Raw genomic sequence first — 15,720 nt, 5'->3', positions numbered from 1 at the left:
GGCCCGACGGCACGGGCGGCGCAGCGGACGCGGGTGGCGCAGCGGGCGCGGGTGGCGGGCGGGGCGCGGGCGGCGCACCCGGCCCGGCGGGCGACGTGGACCCGGCGCCGTACCTCGTGCAGCTCGCCGGCCCGTCCGGCCAGGTCAGCGTCGTGGCGCCGCCCGGCCGCACCGCCGACGTGGAGCCGCACTGGACGTCGACCACGGACCTGGGCGCCGACCCGCCGTCGTTCGCGACCCTCGCCTGACCGCCCGGCCAACCACATGCGACTGCGGTTCTGGAACCGATCCGGCGGTCGGGGCGCCGGATCGGTTCCGAAACCGGGCCGGGCCGGTGGGGGCCCGCGGGTGCGCGGGCGGCGTCGTCGGCGGGCGGCACGTACCGTGGTCCGGTGCCTCACCGCGTCGACTTCCACCCGGCGACGCCGGTCCCCGCGCCCGCGGGTGACGTCGACCAGGTCGTCGCCCTGCTGCGCGGGCACCGGATCGCCGCGCTGACCGGCGCCGGCATCTCGACCGACTCCGGCATCCCCGACTACCGCGGCCCCGACTCGCCGCCGCGACGGCCGATGACCTACCAGCAGTTCGTCTCGGACCCCGCGTTCCGCCGCACGTACTGGGCCCGGAACCACGTGGGCTGGCGACACGTGCACCGCACGACGCCGAACGCCGGGCACCGCGCGCTCGCCGCGCTGGAGGAACGCGGCGTCGTCGTCGGCGTCATCACGCAGAACGTCGACCGCCTGCACCAGGAGGCCGGCAGCCGGCGCGTCATCGACCTGCACGGCACGTACGCGGAGGTGCTCTGCCTGCGGTGCGGTGCGCGGTACACGCGGGACCACGTCGCGCGGCAGCTCGAGGCGCTCAACCCCGGTTTCGCCGACGTCGTCGGAGCGGTCGCGGACGTCGAGATCGCGCCCGACGCCGACGCGGTCATCGAGTCCACCGAGGGCTTCGTCGTCGCCGACTGCGAGCGCTGCGGCGGGATGCTGAAGCCGGACATCGTCTACTTCGGCGAGAACGTGCCGAAGGAGCGCGTCGCGCGGGCGTTCGCGCTGGTCGACGACGCCGACGCGCTGCTGGTCGCGGGCTCGTCGCTGACCGTCATGTCGGGGCTCCGCTTCGTGCGGCACGCGGCGCGAGTCCGCGGCATGCCCGTGGTGATCGTCAACCGCGGCGTCACGCGCGGCGACGACCTCGCGAACCTGCGCGTCGACGCGGGCACGTCCGAGACCCTCACCGCCCTGGCGGACCGCCTCCCGGACGTCTGCTCGGTCTAGGTGGCCGCATGCCGCTCCGGCGGCCGCTCAGCCGGAGACGAGGCGGACGAACCAGGGCCAGTCGGCGAGGATTCCGACGAACCAGTGCACGATCGTGAAGGCCCCCACCCCGAGGCACACGAGGACGAGCACAACCAGGGCGAGCATCGCAGCGTTGCCGGCGGCCTCGCGTGCACGCGTCCCGCGGGACCGGGCCGTCGGCCGCTCCCAGGTCAGGCGCCGACGAGCGGCAGCCTCGGCGTCCCGCCGGACCGCTGACAGGCGCTCACGTGCGACCTCGGTCGGGGCGTTCGCCTCCGAACCGGTCCACGCCAGAGCGGCCATCATCTGCACCGGGTCATCCCCGAAGGCGCGGCGGAAGGCCGCGAGCTCCGCCGGGTCGACGGTCTCGCTGAGGTATGCCCAGCGGCCCGCCTGCTCGGGGTGGCCCTCGCGCCGGTACACGTCGGCGAGGTGCTCCCGGACGTCGAGCCGGTGCGGCACCGACCGGACGAGGTCACGCAGGCGGCGTCGCGCCTCACGCAGCTCGCCGGACTCCACGAGCCGGTCGGCCGCCGCGAGCGTCTCCTCCACAGGCACGGGCGCGACGGTAGCGGTCGGATGCCTCTCGCCTCGAGGGAGCCCCGGGTGAACTCGGCCTGCGTCAGCGGTGGTCGGCGAAGAACGCTCGGAGGAGGGTGGCGCACTCCTCCTCGAGGACGCCGCCGACGACCTCGACGCGGTGGTTGAGCCTGCGGTCGCGGACGAGGTCGTGCACCGAGCCGGTGGCACCCGCCTTCGGGTCCCACGCGCCGAGGACGAGGCGGGGGATGCGCGCCAGCACGATCGCGCCGGCGCACATCGCGCACGGCTCGAGGGTCACGACGAGGGTGCAGTCGTCGAGCCGCCACCGGCCCAGCGTCGCGGCGGCCTGGCGCAGCGCGATGACCTCCGCGTGGGCGGTGGGGTCGCCGGTCGCCTCGCGCGCGTTGTGACCGCGGCCCGTCACGGCGCCGTCCGGCCCGACGACGACCGCACCCACGGGCACGTCACCGGTGGCCAGGGCGAGGCGCGCCTCCTCGAGGGCCACCTCCATGCGCATCGCGTCGCTCGTCCGCACGCCCCGGACGCTAGCCCACCGGCACGACCGGCTCCCGTCCGTGCGGCCGATGTGACGCGTGGGGCCCATGAGACCGGTGCGACGTCCCTCCTTCACCAGGAGTCACACGCGTCACATCGCCCGCACCGACGCCGCGGCGGAGGCGCCGATCGGGGCACCTACCAGCCGGTACGGTGCATCCATGCGCCTGCACGTCGCCGACCACCCGCTCGTCTCGCACAAGCTGACCGTCCTGCGGGACCAGCGGACGGCGTCGCCGACGTTCCGCCTCCTCGTGGACGAGCTCGTGACGCTGCTCGCGTACGAGGCCACGCGCGACGTGCGGACCGAGCAGGTCGAGATCACGACGCCGGTCGCCACGACCACGGGCACGCACCTCGCCGAGCCGCGCCCGCTCGTCGTGCCGATCCTGCGCGCCGGGCTCGGGATGCTCGACGGCATGACCCGCCTGCTGCCGACCGCGGAGGTCGGGTTCCTCGGGCTCCAGCGCGACGAGGAGACGCTCCAGGCGATCACCTACGCGAACCGGCTGCCGGACGACCTGTCCGGTCGGCAGTGCTTCGTGCTCGACCCCATGCTGGCCACGGGCGGCACGCTCGTCGCGAGCATCGACTACCTCTTCGAGCGCGGCGCGCGCGACGTCACGTGCATCTGCCTCCTCGCCGCGCCGGAGGGCCTCAAGCTCGTCGAGGAGCACGTGGGCGACCGCGCGGACGTGACGATCGTCGTCGCGGCGGTCGACGAGCGCCTGGACGAGCGCGCCTACATCGTCCCCGGCCTCGGCGACGCAGGCGACCGTCTCTACGGCCTCGTCTGACCCAGCGGCGCGCACGCGCACCCCGGCCGCGGGCGACCGCATCTACGGCCTGATGTGGCCCAGCGGCACACCCGCGCACCCTTGCCGGCGACACGTCTGTCACAGCCGTGCTGGCCGAGTCACAGGCGTGTTCACGGTCACACGAACCCTCCACCCGGCGCAGCGTCGCCCGAGCGGGTGAGAAGTGTCCAGGATCCGAGATAGCCGGGCTGTGGGGCTTGGTGGTCTGGACGTTCGCAGTCACACTCTCCCTATGACTGCTGTTGCGCTTCCTGTGACTGGAGGGCTCGCCGCTGCGGACCACCCGGTCCGGAGCGCGACGCCCGAGCGTCACGAGCCCGCCTTCGCGCTCTACGTCGACGTCCCGGACACCGGGGTCGCCGGCCGCGCGCTCATGGCCGACATCGCCGAGGCCGTCACCGAGCTCGTCGCCCGCCTGGCCCCCGAGGCGACCGTGCACACCGCTCTCGACCTGGGCGGCCGCGGCCGGCGCGACGTCGTCGCCCGACTGCGCGAGTCCGTCGCGGACCCGTACGCCGCGCCGCCGTCGGCGAGCGAGCGGGCCCTCGCCGCCTGGCGCCTCCCGACACCGACCGCCGAGCGCATCGTGCTCGACTCGGACGCGCGGGAGCTCACGGTGGGTGGCCGCCCGGTGCCGCTCACCTTCACCGAGTTCGCGTTGCTGGAGTACCTGCTCCGGTCACCGCACCGCGCCGTGCCGCGCGGGGAGCTGCTCGCCACGGTGTGGCGCGGCGGCCCCGGGGTCGGCACGCGCACCATCGACGTCCATGTGCGACGACTGCGGGAAAAGCTGGGGGGCTGCCTGCAGATCGTCACCGTCCGGGGTGTCGGGTATCGCTGTGATCCCGCACCCGAGATCGTCCTCGTCGGCTCGGGGGATGCTGGCTGAGGACCCGCGCTGCCGGGTCGTGTGATCAGGGGGCTCGTCCACGACCCGGCAGCGCATCTCACTCGCGAACGCCGTCGGCCACCCGGCCGGCGGCGTTCGTCGTACCCGGGACAGGTCGAGCCACGCTCCGTCGGGCCGCGCTCTGCCAGACCGCTCCGCCGGGCCGCGCTCGGTCAGACCGTCGCCCGGCCGGACGCCGCGTCGGACGCGGGCTCTGCGGTCCACAGCCCGAAGGACACGCCCGTGGGGTCGACGACGGTCGCGAACCAGCGGTCGTCCCCGCCGAGCTCCGTGCGCCCCCGCTCGACCCGGCCCCCTCGCCGCCGGACCTCGACGAGGGCGGCCTCGAGGTCCGTCACCTCGACGTAGAGCCGCGCACCCACCTGCGGCGGCGGCGCACCGGCCGCTGCGCGCTGCAGCCCGCCGACGCCGCGGCCGTCGTCCTGGATGATCCAGTAGTCGGCCCCGAGCTCGGTGCCGACGAACGCCGGCACGAACGTCCAGCCCCACAGCGCCGCGTGGAACTGCTGGAACGCCTCCGGGTCGGGGCTCTCGATCTCCCACCACACGATGGCCATGGGACCACCCTGCCGCACGCACGCCGACGTCACCACGTAGCCGCCCCGGCCCCACATCTCGTATCCCATCCGACATGCGGTACTACATCTTGTGTTGCGCCCCCTCCTTCGCGCTAAACTCGGCACGCCGACGGTTCACCCGGGTCGCCCCGGGTGAGGCAAGAGGGAACCCGGTGCAAGTCCGGGACTGCCCAGCAGCGGTAAGTGGGAACGACCGCCGTCATGAAGCACTGGATCCGTGAGGGCCTGGGAAGCGATGGCTGTTAGGCACGTGCACGACGCCCACGAGTCCGAAGACCTGCCGCCGGTGCGCGCACCGCCGGTGCGCGCAGGTTCGGAGCCTCTCGGGAGGGCTCGGCCGACGCCTGCCCGCGTACAGGGCGGCGTCGTCGTCCCAGGGCGCCGGACCACAGGGCACCACTGGGAGAGCACGATGACCCTCACCGACCTCGCGTCACCGCACGCCTCGCCGCACGAGCCGCCCGCACGCACGGGCATCCACGTCACCAAGCGCGACGGCAGCCGCGAGCCGTACGACGCGAACATGATCAACCGGGCGATCGAGCGCGCCGCCGTCGGCCTGCCGGACCAGATCTCGAAGGTCACGCAGGTCGCGAGCGAGCTCGCCATCACGCTGTTCGACGGCATCACGACCGAGCAGCTCGACGAGGCCGCCATCTCGGCCGCCGTCCAGAACGTCAAGGACGACCCGGACTTCGACGTCATCGCGGCGCGCCTGCTGCGCAAGGTGCTCTACAAGCGCGTGCTCGGGACGTACGAGTCCGACCTCGAGCTCGCGCTGCTGCACCAGGCGCGCTTTCCCGGCTACGTCCGCGACGCCGTCGAGCGCGGGCTCCTCGACGCGCGCCTCGTCACGCACTTCGACCTCGACGCGATCGCCGCGGCGCTGGACCACCACCACGACGAGCTGCTGCGCTACACGGGCACCGTCACCATGCGGAACCGCTACATGATCACCGACCGCCACGGCCGGCCGCTCGAGGTGCCGCAGTACTTCTGGATGCGCGTGTCCATGGGCCTGAGCCTCAACGAGGCGGACCCGACGGCGGCCGCGATCGGCTTCTACGACCGCATCGCGCGCCTGCACTACCTGCCCGCCGGGTCGACGCTCGTCAACGCGGGCACGTCCTACCCGCAGCTCTCCAACTGCTTCGTCATGCAGATGGACGACGACATCGAGCACATCGCGACGTCGGTGCGGAACGTCATGTGGCTCACCAAGGGCACGGGCGGCATCGGCCTGTCCGTCTCGAAGCTGCGGTCCGAGGGTTCGCCCATCAGGTCGAACAACACGACGTCGACCGGTCCGATCCCCTTCATGCACACGATCGACTCCACGCTGCGTGCCGTGTCCCGCGGCGGCAAGAAGTTCGGCGCCCTGTGCTTCTACATGGAGAACTGGCACCTCGACTTCGCGCAGTTCCTCGACCTGCGGCAGAACTCGGGCGACCCGTACCGGCGCACGCGCACGGCCAACACGGCCGTGTGGATCTCCGACGAGTTCATGAAGCGCGTCGCGGCCGACGACGACTGGTACCTCTTCGACCCGGCGGACGCCCCGGACCTCGTCGAGCTCGTGGGTCGCGAGTTCTCCGAGCGGTACGCCCACTACGTCGCCGAGGCGCGCGCGGGCCGCCTGCCGCGGTTCCGGCGGATGCGGGCGCGCGAGCAGTGGACCGCGATGCTCATCAGCCTCCAGGGCACGTCCCACCCGTGGCTCACCTGGAAGGACACCATCAACTCCCGGGCGCTCAACGACAACACCGGGACCATCCACCTGTCGAACCTGTGCACCGAGATCACGCTGCCGCAGGACCGGGACACGATCGCCGTCTGCAACCTCGCGTCGATCAACCTCTCGACGCACCTGGTCGACGGCGAGATCGACTGGGACCGGCTGCGCGAGTCCACGCGCCTCGCGGTGCGCCAGCTCGACAACCTCGTCGACATCACGCTCTCGTCGGTCGGCGAGTCCGAGAAGGCCAACCGCGAGAACCGCGCCGTCGGGCTAGGCATCATGGGGTTCACCGACGTCACCGAGAGGCTGGGCTACGCGTACGAGTCCGAGGAGTCGTACGAGCTCGTCGACCGCGTCACCGAGTTCATCAGCTTCCACGCCATCGACGCGAGCGCCGACCTGGCGCGCGAGCGCGGCTCCTACCCGAACTTCGCCGGCTCGGGCTGGTCGCAGGGCCTCGTCCCGATCGACACGATCGCGCGGCTCGAGGCGGACCGCGGCGTGCCGGTCGTCGTCGACCGCACCGTGCGCCTCGACTGGGACGCGCTGCGCACCAAGGTCGCGGGCGGCATGCGCAACGCGACGCTCATGGCGATCGCGCCGACGGCGTCGATCGGGCTCGTCGCGGGCACGACGCCGGGCCTCGACCCGCAGTTCTCGCAGATCTTCAGCCGCGCGACGTCGTCGGGCAAGTTCCTCGAGGTCAACCGCAACCTCGTGCGCGACCTGCAGGCGCTCGGGCTGTGGGAGCAGGTGCGTGACGACCTGCTCGCGGCGCAGGGCGACCTGTCCCAGGTGCCGGGCGTGCCCGAGCACCTCGTCGAGGTCTACCGCACGTCCTTCCAGCTGTCGCCGTACGCGTTCGTCGAGGTCGCGGCGCGCGCGCAGAAGTGGGTGGACCAGGCGATCAGCCGGAACATCTACCTCGCGTCGCGCGACGTCGGCGAGATGGCGGCGCTCTACCAGGCGGCGTGGGAGCGCGGGGTCAAGACGACGTACTACCTGCACATGAAGCCGCGGCACACGGCCGAGCAGTCGACGGTCCGCGTCAACAAGGCCGAGGCACGCCCGACGACGACGCCCGCGCCGACCGGGACGACGTCGCCCGCGCCGCGCCGCGGCTTCGGCTTCGGCAAGGCGGCAGCCGCGCCGCCGTCGTCACCGGCACCTGCCCTCGCTGGCCTGGCACCGGCGCCGGCGCCGGCACCCGCAGCGGGAGCGGCACCGGCCTCCACGGCACCGGCCGGACGCTCGGATGCGAGCACGCGTACAGCCGGCGACGTACTGGACGCCTCCACCAGCACGGAGGCACGCGTTCGAGCATCTGGACCCGGGTTGGCGGCGGCGGTGGGTTCAGCGACGGCGGCGGTGCCTGCGGCGGCACTGCCTGCGGCGGCGAGCCTCATCGCGCTCGAGGACACGAGCGACGTCGTCGGCGGCGTGGCCTGCCCCGTCGACCCGATGGAGCGGCTGCAGTGCGAGTCCTGCCAGTGACGCGCTGACGTTCGGGAAGGTCCACGTCGCCCGGCGACGCGGACCTTCCCCGGGACGCCACCACCCGGGCCGATCGCCCGCGACCCCGCGCCGCCACCCGCGCACACCCACGACCTCAGCGAGGAGCACCACCATGACCACGACCACCGACCCCGCCACCACGAGCATCCTCGGCACCGGGATCTCCGAGGGCCTGCTGCTCAAGCCCGTCCGGTACCAGTGGGCGATGGACCTGTACGACCAGGCCGTCGCGAACACCTGGTTCCCCAACGAGATCCAGCTCGGCGAGGACCTGGCCGACTTCGCGCGCATGACGGACGAGGAGAAGCACGCCGTCACGTTCCTCATGTCGTACTTCAACCCCAACGAGCTCCTGGTCAACAAGGCGCTCGCGTTCGGCGTCTACCCGTACATCAACGCGCCCGAGGCGCACCTGTACCTCGCCAAGCAGATGTGGGAGGAGGCCAACCACTGCATGTCGTTCGAGTACGTGCTCGAGACGTTCCCGATCGACCGCGCGCAGGCCTACGACTCGCACGTCAGCGTGCCGTCGATGGCCGCCAAGGAGGAGTTCGAGGTCCACTACATCCGGCGGATGACGGAGCAGACGCTCGACATCACGACCACCGAAGGGAAGCGCGACTTCGTCCGGAACCTCGTCGCCTACAACATCATCCTCGAGGGCATCTGGTTCTACTCGGGCTTCATGGTCGCGCTGAGCTTCCGGCAGCGGAACCTGCTGCGGAATTTCGGCAGCCTCATCGACTGGATCGTGCGCGACGAGTCGCTGCACCTGAAGTTCGGGATCAACCTCATCCTCACCGTGCTCGAGGAGAACGAGGACCTGCAGACGCCGGAGTTCGCGGACGAGATCCGCCAGATGGTGATCGACGCCGTCGCGATGGAGGAGCAGTACAACCGCGACCTGCTGCCCAACGGCATCCTCGGCCTCAACGCCGACTACGTGAACCAGTACGTGCAGTACCTCGCGGACCGGCGGCTCGAGGAGCTGGGCTTCGAGCCGCACTACCGGGTGAGCAACCCGGCCAAGTGGATGGCCACGGCCAACGACACGCTCCAGCTGGTCAACTTCTTCGAGGCGACCAACACGAGCTACGAGGTCAACGCGAGCGCCTCGACCGCCCGCTGAGCGTGCTCCCCCGGCGGCGGCGCGGCACGACGTCGTGCCGCCGCCGGGTACCGTGCTCCCGGAACCAGGGGGCCACATGACACGTCTCGCACGCCTCGCCGCGGCCGTCGCCGCCGGCGCACTGCTCGTCGCCTGCTCGCCGTCGGCGCCGGAGGAGGAGCCGACCCCCAGCGTTGCGGCCGAGACCCCGTCGGCCACGCCGACGCCGTCGCCGACGACGGAGGCCGACCTGCCCCACCCGCCCGTGCCGGACGAGAACGGCTCGATGCCGAGCACCGAGGGCGGGCTCGTCTCGTTCCCGAGCCAGCAGGAGCTCGAGATCGGCGACACGGCCGTGGCGTTCTACGTCGGCACCGCCGAGGGGATCGAGAAGCCGGTCGCGTACCTGACCCTCACCGGCGTCACGGCCCGCGGGGGCCTCGAACCGCGGCTGGACGGGTTGCCCGTCCACGCGCTGACGTTCACGCTCACCGTCGAGGCGCTCGAGGACTACCCGCTCTACCGGTCGGACCACGTCGTCGACCTGCCCGACGGGAACAGCGGCAGCGGCTTCTTCGACCCTCAGCAGCCGGCGCCCGACGAGATGCCGAGGTCGCTGGACCTCACCGCAGGCGAGACGGCGACCGTGACCATCACGATCGACGCGCCGGGGACCGAGGGCGTCTTCCGGCACCGCGAGCCGAACGGCCTGCCCATCGCGTCCTGGTCCTTCGCCGCCGCCCCCTGACGGACGCAGACTGGAGCGTGTCGGTGGGACACGCCCGCGTGTCACCACGCGAACGCTCCAGTCTGCGGGGGTCGGGGGGGTTGGGTTGGGGGTGGGGTGGTCAGAAGGCGGGGAGGACCTCGCCGGCCGGCCAGCGCTCCTCGATGAACGCGCGGACCTCGTCCGAGTGGAGGAGCTCGTCGAGCGTGGCGATCGCCTCGTTGCCCTCGTCCTCCGTGCGGAACGCGAGGAAGTTCGCGTACGGGTTCTCGTCGCCCGACTCCAGGAAGATCGAGTCCTCGGCCGGGTTGAGGTCGGCCTCGAGCGCGTAGTTGCCGTTGATGATCGCGGCGTCGACGTCCTGCAGCGCACGGGGCAGCTGCTCGGGCGCCGTCTCGACGAGCTCGAGCTCCTTGGGGTTCTCCGCGATGTCGAAGAGCGTCGGGTCGCCGTCGGTCTCGGCGAGCGTGATGACGCCCGACGCCTCGAGCAGCTCGAGCGCGCGCGCCTGGTTGCCGGGGTCGTTGGTGATGCCGACGACGCCGCCCTGGGGCAGGTCCTCGACCGACTCGACCGTGTCCGAGTAGATCCCGTAGGGCTCGATGTGCACGCCCTCGAAGTGGTCGAACTCGAAGCCCTGGTCGGCGACCTGCGACTCGAAGTACGGCAGGTGCTGGAAGTAGTTGGCGTCGAGGTCGCCCTCGGCGAGCGCGGTGTTCGGCAGCACGTAGTCGTCGAACGTGACGATGTCGAGCTCGAGCCCGGCGTCCGCGGCGAGCTCGTCGGCCACGAACTGCAGGATCTCGCCGTGCGGCACGGGGCTCGCGCCGACGCGCAGCGTGGTGACGCCGTTCTCGTCGGCGACCGGGGCCTCGCCACCGTCCCCTCCTGTCGAGCAGCCCGTCATCACCAGGGCCGTGGCGGACAGGACGGCGCCGGCGCGCAGGGTGCGGAGGGTGCGGTTCATGGTGTTCCTCTCGTGGTGGAGCAGTCGGACAGCAAAAGGTGCAGCGGTCGTGCGGTGGGACGGCAGGTGGTGCGGACGGGCACGGCGATCGGGCGCCTCAGCGGTGGTCGAGCCGGCGGGCGACGGCGTCGCCGACGACCTGGAAGGCCTGCACGACGACCACGATCACGACGACGCACACGACCATCACGGTGGTGTCGAAGCGCTGGTACCCGTAGCTGATCGCGAGGAAGCCGAGCCCGCCGCCGCCGATCGCCCCCGCCATGGCGGAGTACGCGACCAGCGCGATCACGGTCGCCGTGAAGCCCGCGACGATGCTCGGCAGGGCCTCGCGCACGAGGACCTGCAGCAGCACGCGGGCGCGGCTCGAGCCCATGACCTGTGCCGCCTCGACCTTGCCGGGGTCGACCTCGCGCACCGCGGTCTCGACGAGCCGCGCGAAGAACGGGATCGCGCCGATGCTCAGGGGTACGACGGCGGCCTGCCAGCCGAGGCTCGTCCCCACGACGGCGCGTGTGAACGGCAGCAGCGCGATCGCGAGGATGATGAACGGCAGCGACCGGCCGAGGTTGACGACGAGCCCGACCGGCCCGCGGACGGCCCGCAGCGGCCGCAGCCCGTTGGGCGCGACGGCGTGCAGGAGCAGGCCGAGCGGCAGGCCGACGACGGCGGTGATGAGCGCCGAGAGGCCCACCATCTGCAGCGTCTCGAGCGTCGCCTCGGGGACGGCCTGGGTCAGCACGGGGTTGTCGAGGAGCCCGTCGAGCATCACGCCACCTCCCGGGCGTCGAGGCCGGCGTCCCGCAGGGCGGCGAGCGCCGGCGCGACGCGCCGGTGCGGCAGGTCGAGCTGGAGCCGGCCCAGGCGCAGGCCGGCGAGCGTCTCGATCGTCCCGGCGACGACGTCGACCTCCTCGCCCAGCGCCGCGACGGCCGCGAGCGCGCGATGGGTCGGGACGGTGCGGGTCGCGTAGGTGACCTCGACGAGCCGCCTGGCCTCGTCCTGCGGCACGTCGGGCACCGGGATCAGCGCGTTCGAGAGCGGCGAGCCGGCCTGCGTCACGACGTCGTCGAGCCGTCCGCTCTGCACGACGCGTCCGTGCTCGAGCAGCGTGACGCTGTCGCACACCTCGCGGACCACGCCCATCTCGTGCGTGATGATCACGACGGTGATGCCCAGCCGGTCCCGCAGGTCCCGCACGAGGCCGAGGATCTGCCGCGTCGTCGCGCTGTCCAGGGCCGACGTCGGCTCGTCGCACAGCAGGACGGCCGGCTCGGTCGCGAGGGCGCGGGCGATGCCGACGCGCTGCCGCTGACCGCCCGAGAGCTGGGCCGGGTACGCCGTCCCGCGGTCCCCCAGGCCGACGAGCTCGAGGAGCTCGGCGACGCGCTCGGCGCGGCGGCGACGCGGCACGCCCGCGACCTCGAGCGGGAAGGCGACGTTCGCCGCGACCGACCGCGAGTCGAGGAGGTTGACGTGCTGGAACACCATGCCCATCGCGCGTCGGGCCTCGCGCAGCCGCGCCTCGGGCAGCGCGGAGATCACGCGGCCGTCGACCGTCACGGAGCCCGACGTCGGCCGCTCGAGGCCGGTCAGGCAGCGCACGAGGGTCGACTTGCCGGCGCCCGAGCGGCCGACGATGCCGTGCACGGCCCCCCGCTCGACGACGAGGTCGATGCCGTCGAGCGCGACGACGTCACCGGCGGCGGCGGGGTACACCTTGCGCAGGCCGGACAGCTCGATCACGGGGTCCTCCGGGGGCACGCCGCACCCGCTCACCGGCGCGGCGTGGCGGGCGGCGAGAGGTACGGCAGGGGGTGGCGGTGGGGGCGCGGCAGCGCGCAGGGGCTGACGTCGTGGACGTCAGGGACGGGCCGTGCGGGGGTCGCTCAGCGACAGCGCAGGGCCCGACGGCACATTCGCACCGCGGGCAGCGCCGCGCTGGTGCAGAGGGTGCCGTGGGCAGTCATGGGACGATTAGACCACGCGTGCGCGCGTGGTCGCGCACCGGGGCGCGTCCGGTCTCAGCATGGGGACGATCACGAGCGGCCGGGACGCGCGCCCGGTCCGCGGGGGGATCAGCCGCCGGGGGCCGGTTGCAGCGGGTCGTGGCCGATCGTCATGAGGCGGTGCCGCCAGGCGTCGTCGCCCGCGGTCGGCTCGAGCGCCCCGTCACCACGCTCGGCCCGCACCTCGTCCACGACCTCGCGCATCACGCGCGCGTCGTCGTCGGTCACGTCGGTCTTCCGCTTGCCGAGGATCTCCAGCACGTGGCGACCCGTCGGCGTCCCTGCCTGGTCCGGGAGCGCCTCCGTCTCCTCACCCGCGTCACGCGTCGCGAGCCAGTCCCGCAGCTGCCGCGACGTCATGTTCACGACCGCGTGGAACTCGTCCCACAGCTCGTCGTCGACCATGGCCACCTCCGTCGTCCGCCGTCCCCCCGACGCTACGACGGCCCCGCGCGTCCGGCAGCCCGAACGGCGCTCAGATGCGGGCCGCCCAGATGAGCAGCATCGTCACGAGGAACCCGACGGCGTAGTTGACGCCGAGGAACTGCCGCCAGCCGCGGTTGGCGACCTCGGCGTCCGCGTCGGGCACCGACCGGTACGGCCACACGACGACGACGTACGGCAGCACGAGGACCGCCGCGAGCGGCCCGGGCCACGGGGTCGCGAGCACGAGCGCGCCGCCGGCGAGGTACAGCGCGATCGCGAGGCGGACCGTCGTGCGCGCGCCGAGCACGGTCGCGACCGAGCCGATCCCCGCCGCGCGGTCCGGCGGGATGTCCTGGACCGCGCCGAACGCCTGGCTGGCGGCGCCCCACAGGAAGAACGCGCCGAGCACGAGCCACGCGCCGCGACCGATCGGCTCGCCGGCGAGGACGAGCCCGTACAGCGCGGGCGACACGAAGTGGGTGCTCGACGTCAACGAGTCGAGCACGGGCCGTTCCTTGAACCGCAGGCCGGGCACCGAGTACGCGAGCACCGCGAACAGCGAGACGGCCAGCACGGCCCAGGACGCGGGCGAGCCGACGGCGACGAGGTAGGCCACGAACGGCACGGGCAGCAGGCAGGCCGCGAGCAGCGTCGTGCGGTGCACGCGCCGGTCCAGGAGCGCGCCCTCGACGCCGCCCTTGCGCGGGTTCGCGAGGTCCGACTCGTAGTCGAAGACGTCGTTCACGCCGTACATCAGCAGGTTGTACGGGACGAGGAAGAAGATCGTGCCGACGACCCAGCGGACGTCCACCTCACGCGTCGCCATGACGTAGGCGGCGGCGAACGGGTAGGCGGTGTTGACCCAGCTCAGGGGCCGGGACGCGAGGAGGAGCTGACGCAGCACGCCGCCGCGGGCGCGGGTCGGGACCGCGGTCACGGTGCGTCCACGGCGCGTGACGACGCGGTGCCCGACGTGGTGCCCGACGACGTGGTGCCCGACGACGTCGTGCCGGACGACGGCGAGCGGTCGCGGCGCCGGCCGAGCCAGTGCCACAGCGCGGGCAGCAGCAGCGCGACGGCGAGCGGGTAGCCCAGGTCCTCGACCGGCGCCCGTCCGAACATCAGGCCCACGAGCTGGTCGTCGTCGAACTCGAACAGGCCGGCGGCGATCATGAGGTTGTCGAACACGATCGTCATGACGACGAGCACCGCGAACGTCCAGGCGATCGCCCGGACGGACGGGCGCGCTCCCGCGAGGCGCGCGAGGAGGAGACCCGCGGCGGCGACGCCGACGAAGACCAGGTCGAGCACCAGGTAGGTCATCCGCGCGCCTCCCTGCGGCCGAGCCACCGCGAGAACGCCGCGTAGAGGTTCATCGTGAGGTAGCACAGCAGCGTGAGGAACCCGATCTCCTCGATCGGCAGCTCCGGCGCGAGCAGGATGCCGGTCATGTACGGCGTCTGCCCGCGGAAGAAGATCCCGAGCGCGACGCCGACCAGGTCCCAGACGACGAGGAACGCGACGCCGGCGACGAGCACGACGGCGGCCCGGCGCGCGTCGGCGAAGAAGAAGAGCCGGTGCCGGTGGTCGAGCACGGCCATGCCGCCGATCGAGACCAGCAGCGCCGCGGCGTACGCGAGGCTCATGACCCGACCGTACCCAGCGGCTCGGGGAGCGGACCGGTCGACGTGTCGCCGCGCAGCCGCTTGACCACGAGCTCGGCGCTGATGAGGCACATGGGGAGCCCGATGCCGGGAACCACGGAGCCGCCCGCGTGGAGCAGCCCGTCGACGCGCCGCGACGCGTTCCCGGCCCGGAACATCGCGCTCTGCGCGAGCGTGTGGGCCGGCCCGAGCGCCGTCCCGCGCCAGGTGCCCAGGTCCTCGGCGAAGTCCGCGGGCCCCACCGTGCGGCGGACGACGACGCGGTCGGCCAGGTCCGGCACGCCGGTCCAGCGCGCGACCTGCGCGATCGCCGCGTCCGCGACCGCCTCGACCCACGGGCTCCCCGTCCCGCCGACGCCGCCGCGCCCGAGCGCCGGGTCCGGCGGCACGGGGACGAGCACGAAGAGGTTCTCGGACCCGGCGGGCGCGACGTCCGGGTCGGTCGCGCTCGGCCGGCACACGTACAGCGACACCGGGTCCGGGACGGCGTGCGCCGCCTCGGTGCCCGAGCGGTTGCGCCGACCCGCACCGCCCGTCAGCCCCCGCAGCCCGCGGAGCCCGCGCGCGGGGAAGATCCGGTCGAAGCCCTCCTGCCAGTCCTCGGTGAACAGCAGCGTGTGGTGCTCGAGCTGCGGCAGCGCACCCCGCACGCCGAGGTAGACGAGCACGGCGCTCGGACCGGGCACGCGCCGGTCCCACCAGCGCAGCGAGCGGTCGCGCAGGTGCGGCGGCAGCAGCGCGGTCTCGGTGTGGTGCAGGTCCGCGGTCGAGACGACGACGTCGGCCGGGAGCCACTGCTCGCCGTCGGGCCCCGCGAGGCGCGCGCCCGTGACGCGCGCGCGTCCCCGCACGCCCGCGGCC

The 15,720-nt window shown here is 73.1% G+C and carries 17 protein-coding genes, 1 pseudogene and 1 riboswitch; of the genes and pseudogenes, 7 read left to right on the top strand and 11 right to left on the bottom strand.

Annotation, left to right across the window (positions count from 1 at the left end; genetic code table 11):
* Window positions 1-248, top strand: a pseudogene (locus ICW40_RS07060) (hypothetical protein); the annotation flags it as partial.
* A 144-nt stretch (window positions 249-392) separates the two neighbouring features.
* On the top strand, window positions 393-1,280 hold the full coding sequence (locus tag ICW40_RS07055) for an NAD-dependent protein deacetylase (protein WP_221653124.1): 888 nt from the start codon (window positions 393-395) through the stop codon (window positions 1,278-1,280).
* 27 nt (window positions 1,281-1,307) lie between these two features.
* On the opposite strand, the gene ICW40_RS07050 is transcribed toward ICW40_RS07055, so the two are convergent.
* Together ICW40_RS07050 and tadA are read right to left on the bottom strand one after the other, a co-directional pair.
* Entirely contained in the window at window positions 1,308-1,859 is a 552-nt protein-coding gene (locus ICW40_RS07050; RefSeq protein WP_221653123.1) for a DUF6584 family protein, read from the bottom strand.
* 64 nt (window positions 1,860-1,923) lie between these two features.
* Complete coding sequence (gene tadA / locus ICW40_RS07045) at window positions 1,924-2,361, bottom strand: tRNA adenosine(34) deaminase TadA (RefSeq protein ID WP_221653126.1); 438 nt, start codon at window positions 2,359-2,361, stop codon at window positions 1,924-1,926.
* Between the two features lie 199 nt (window positions 2,362-2,560).
* On the opposite strand from tadA, the gene upp reads away from it, so the two are divergent.
* Both upp and ICW40_RS07035 read left to right on the top strand, forming a co-directional pair.
* The gene (gene upp, locus ICW40_RS07040) at window positions 2,561-3,196 is read left to right on the top strand and encodes a uracil phosphoribosyltransferase (protein ID WP_221653122.1); all 636 of its coding nucleotides are present in this window, start codon (window positions 2,561-2,563) and stop codon (window positions 3,194-3,196) included.
* Window positions 3,197-3,449: 253 nt separating this feature from the next.
* Window positions 3,450-4,106, top strand: coding sequence for a winged helix-turn-helix domain-containing protein (locus tag ICW40_RS07035; RefSeq protein ID WP_221653121.1), 657 nt, complete (start codon window positions 3,450-3,452; stop codon window positions 4,104-4,106).
* A gap of 173 nt (window positions 4,107-4,279) precedes the next feature.
* Here ICW40_RS07035 and ICW40_RS07030 read toward each other — a convergent pair whose 3' ends face one another.
* Window positions 4,280-4,753, bottom strand: a complete 474-nt coding sequence (locus tag ICW40_RS07030) for a VOC family protein (RefSeq protein ID WP_221653120.1) — start codon at window positions 4,751-4,753, stop codon at window positions 4,280-4,282.
* A 45-nt stretch (window positions 4,754-4,798) separates the two neighbouring features.
* Window positions 4,799-5,004, top strand: a riboswitch (cobalamin riboswitch).
* Between the two features lie 113 nt (window positions 5,005-5,117).
* Here ICW40_RS07030 and ICW40_RS07025 point away from each other — a divergent pair.
* The 3 genes from ICW40_RS07025 to ICW40_RS07015 all read left to right on the top strand — a co-directional run bounded on the left by ICW40_RS07025 (window position 5,118) and on the right by ICW40_RS07015 (window position 9,814).
* Window positions 5,118-7,937, top strand: coding sequence for a ribonucleoside-diphosphate reductase subunit alpha (locus tag ICW40_RS07025; RefSeq protein WP_221653119.1), 2,820 nt, complete (start codon window positions 5,118-5,120; stop codon window positions 7,935-7,937).
* A 133-nt stretch (window positions 7,938-8,070) separates the two neighbouring features.
* Window positions 8,071-9,087 carry a ribonucleotide-diphosphate reductase subunit beta gene (locus ICW40_RS07020; RefSeq protein WP_221653118.1) on the top strand — a complete coding sequence of 339 codons (1,017 nt, stop codon included), beginning with the start codon at window positions 8,071-8,073 and terminating at the stop codon, window positions 9,085-9,087.
* A 76-nt stretch (window positions 9,088-9,163) separates the two neighbouring features.
* Window positions 9,164-9,814 carry a hypothetical protein gene (locus ICW40_RS07015; RefSeq protein ID WP_221653117.1) on the top strand — a complete coding sequence of 217 codons (651 nt, stop codon included), beginning with the start codon at window positions 9,164-9,166 and terminating at the stop codon, window positions 9,812-9,814.
* A 100-nt stretch (window positions 9,815-9,914) separates the two neighbouring features.
* On the opposite strand, the gene ICW40_RS07010 is transcribed toward ICW40_RS07015, so the two are convergent.
* From ICW40_RS07010 to crtI, 8 genes are all read right to left on the bottom strand, one after another.
* On the bottom strand, window positions 9,915-10,760 hold the full coding sequence (locus tag ICW40_RS07010) for a MetQ/NlpA family ABC transporter substrate-binding protein (protein ID WP_221653116.1): 846 nt from the start codon (window positions 10,758-10,760) through the stop codon (window positions 9,915-9,917).
* A 97-nt stretch (window positions 10,761-10,857) separates the two neighbouring features.
* On the bottom strand, window positions 10,858-11,529 hold the full coding sequence (locus ICW40_RS07005; protein WP_221653115.1) for a methionine ABC transporter permease: 672 nt from the start codon (window positions 11,527-11,529) through the stop codon (window positions 10,858-10,860).
* Window positions 11,529-12,506 carry a methionine ABC transporter ATP-binding protein gene (locus ICW40_RS07000; RefSeq protein WP_221653114.1) on the bottom strand — a complete coding sequence of 326 codons (978 nt, stop codon included), beginning with the start codon at window positions 12,504-12,506 and terminating at the stop codon, window positions 11,529-11,531. The genes ICW40_RS07005 and ICW40_RS07000 overlap by 1 nt, the downstream gene beginning before the upstream one ends.
* 332 nt (window positions 12,507-12,838) lie before the next feature.
* Entirely contained in the window at window positions 12,839-13,174 is a 336-nt protein-coding gene (locus ICW40_RS06995) for a DUF3140 domain-containing protein (RefSeq protein WP_221653113.1), read from the bottom strand.
* 70 nt (window positions 13,175-13,244) lie between these two features.
* Window positions 13,245-14,132, bottom strand: a complete 888-nt coding sequence (locus ICW40_RS06990; protein WP_308121682.1) for a prenyltransferase — start codon at window positions 14,130-14,132, stop codon at window positions 13,245-13,247.
* Window positions 14,129-14,518, bottom strand: coding sequence for a lycopene cyclase domain-containing protein (locus tag ICW40_RS06985; RefSeq protein WP_260458902.1), 390 nt, complete (start codon window positions 14,516-14,518; stop codon window positions 14,129-14,131). The genes ICW40_RS06990 and ICW40_RS06985 overlap by 4 nt, the downstream gene beginning before the upstream one ends.
* Window positions 14,515-14,841 carry a lycopene cyclase domain-containing protein gene (locus ICW40_RS06980; protein ID WP_221653112.1) on the bottom strand — a complete coding sequence of 109 codons (327 nt, stop codon included), beginning with the start codon at window positions 14,839-14,841 and terminating at the stop codon, window positions 14,515-14,517. Before ICW40_RS06980 ends, ICW40_RS06985 begins: the two co-directional genes overlap by 4 nt.
* Window positions 14,838-15,720: phytoene desaturase family protein (gene crtI, locus ICW40_RS06975; protein ID WP_221653111.1), on the bottom strand; the 883-nt coding region annotated here is incomplete at its 5' end. The genes ICW40_RS06980 and crtI, both read right to left, overlap by 4 nt.

This window comes from Actinotalea ferrariae, assembly GCF_019733465.1.
In the GTDB taxonomy this organism is placed as follows: domain Bacteria; phylum Actinomycetota; class Actinomycetes; order Actinomycetales; family Cellulomonadaceae; genus Actinotalea; species Actinotalea ferrariae_A.
This window is presented reverse-complemented; position numbering and strand designations above follow the sequence as displayed.

Excerpts from the sequence above, each read along its gene's own strand:
- upp (WP_221653122.1), top strand. The coding sequence starts at position 2,561 with ATGCGCCTGCACGTCGCCGACCACCCGCTCGTCTCGCACAAGCTGACC.
- ICW40_RS07035 (WP_221653121.1), top strand. The coding sequence starts at position 3,450 with ATGACTGCTGTTGCGCTTCCTGTGACTGGAGGGCTCGCCGCTGCGGAC.
- ICW40_RS06980 (WP_221653112.1), bottom strand. The coding sequence starts at position 14,841 with ATGAGCCTCGCGTACGCCGCGGCGCTGCTGGTCTCGATCGGCGGCATG.
- tadA (WP_221653126.1), bottom strand. The coding sequence starts at position 2,361 with ATGCGCATGGAGGTGGCCCTCGAGGAGGCGCGCCTCGCCCTGGCCACC.
- ICW40_RS07025 (WP_221653119.1), top strand. The coding sequence starts at position 5,118 with ATGACCCTCACCGACCTCGCGTCACCGCACGCCTCGCCGCACGAGCCG.
- ICW40_RS07005 (WP_221653115.1), bottom strand. The coding sequence starts at position 11,529 with ATGCTCGACGGGCTCCTCGACAACCCCGTGCTGACCCAGGCCGTCCCC.
- ICW40_RS07030 (WP_221653120.1), bottom strand. The coding sequence starts at position 4,753 with ATGGGATACGAGATGTGGGGCCGGGGCGGCTACGTGGTGACGTCGGCG.
- ICW40_RS07010 (WP_221653116.1), bottom strand. The coding sequence starts at position 10,760 with ATGAACCGCACCCTCCGCACCCTGCGCGCCGGCGCCGTCCTGTCCGCC.
- ICW40_RS06995 (WP_221653113.1), bottom strand. The coding sequence starts at position 13,174 with ATGGTCGACGACGAGCTGTGGGACGAGTTCCACGCGGTCGTGAACATG.
- ICW40_RS06985 (WP_260458902.1), bottom strand. The coding sequence starts at position 14,518 with ATGACCTACCTGGTGCTCGACCTGGTCTTCGTCGGCGTCGCCGCCGCG.
- ICW40_RS07020 (WP_221653118.1), top strand. The coding sequence starts at position 8,071 with ATGACCACGACCACCGACCCCGCCACCACGAGCATCCTCGGCACCGGG.
- ICW40_RS07015 (WP_221653117.1), top strand. The coding sequence starts at position 9,164 with ATGACACGTCTCGCACGCCTCGCCGCGGCCGTCGCCGCCGGCGCACTG.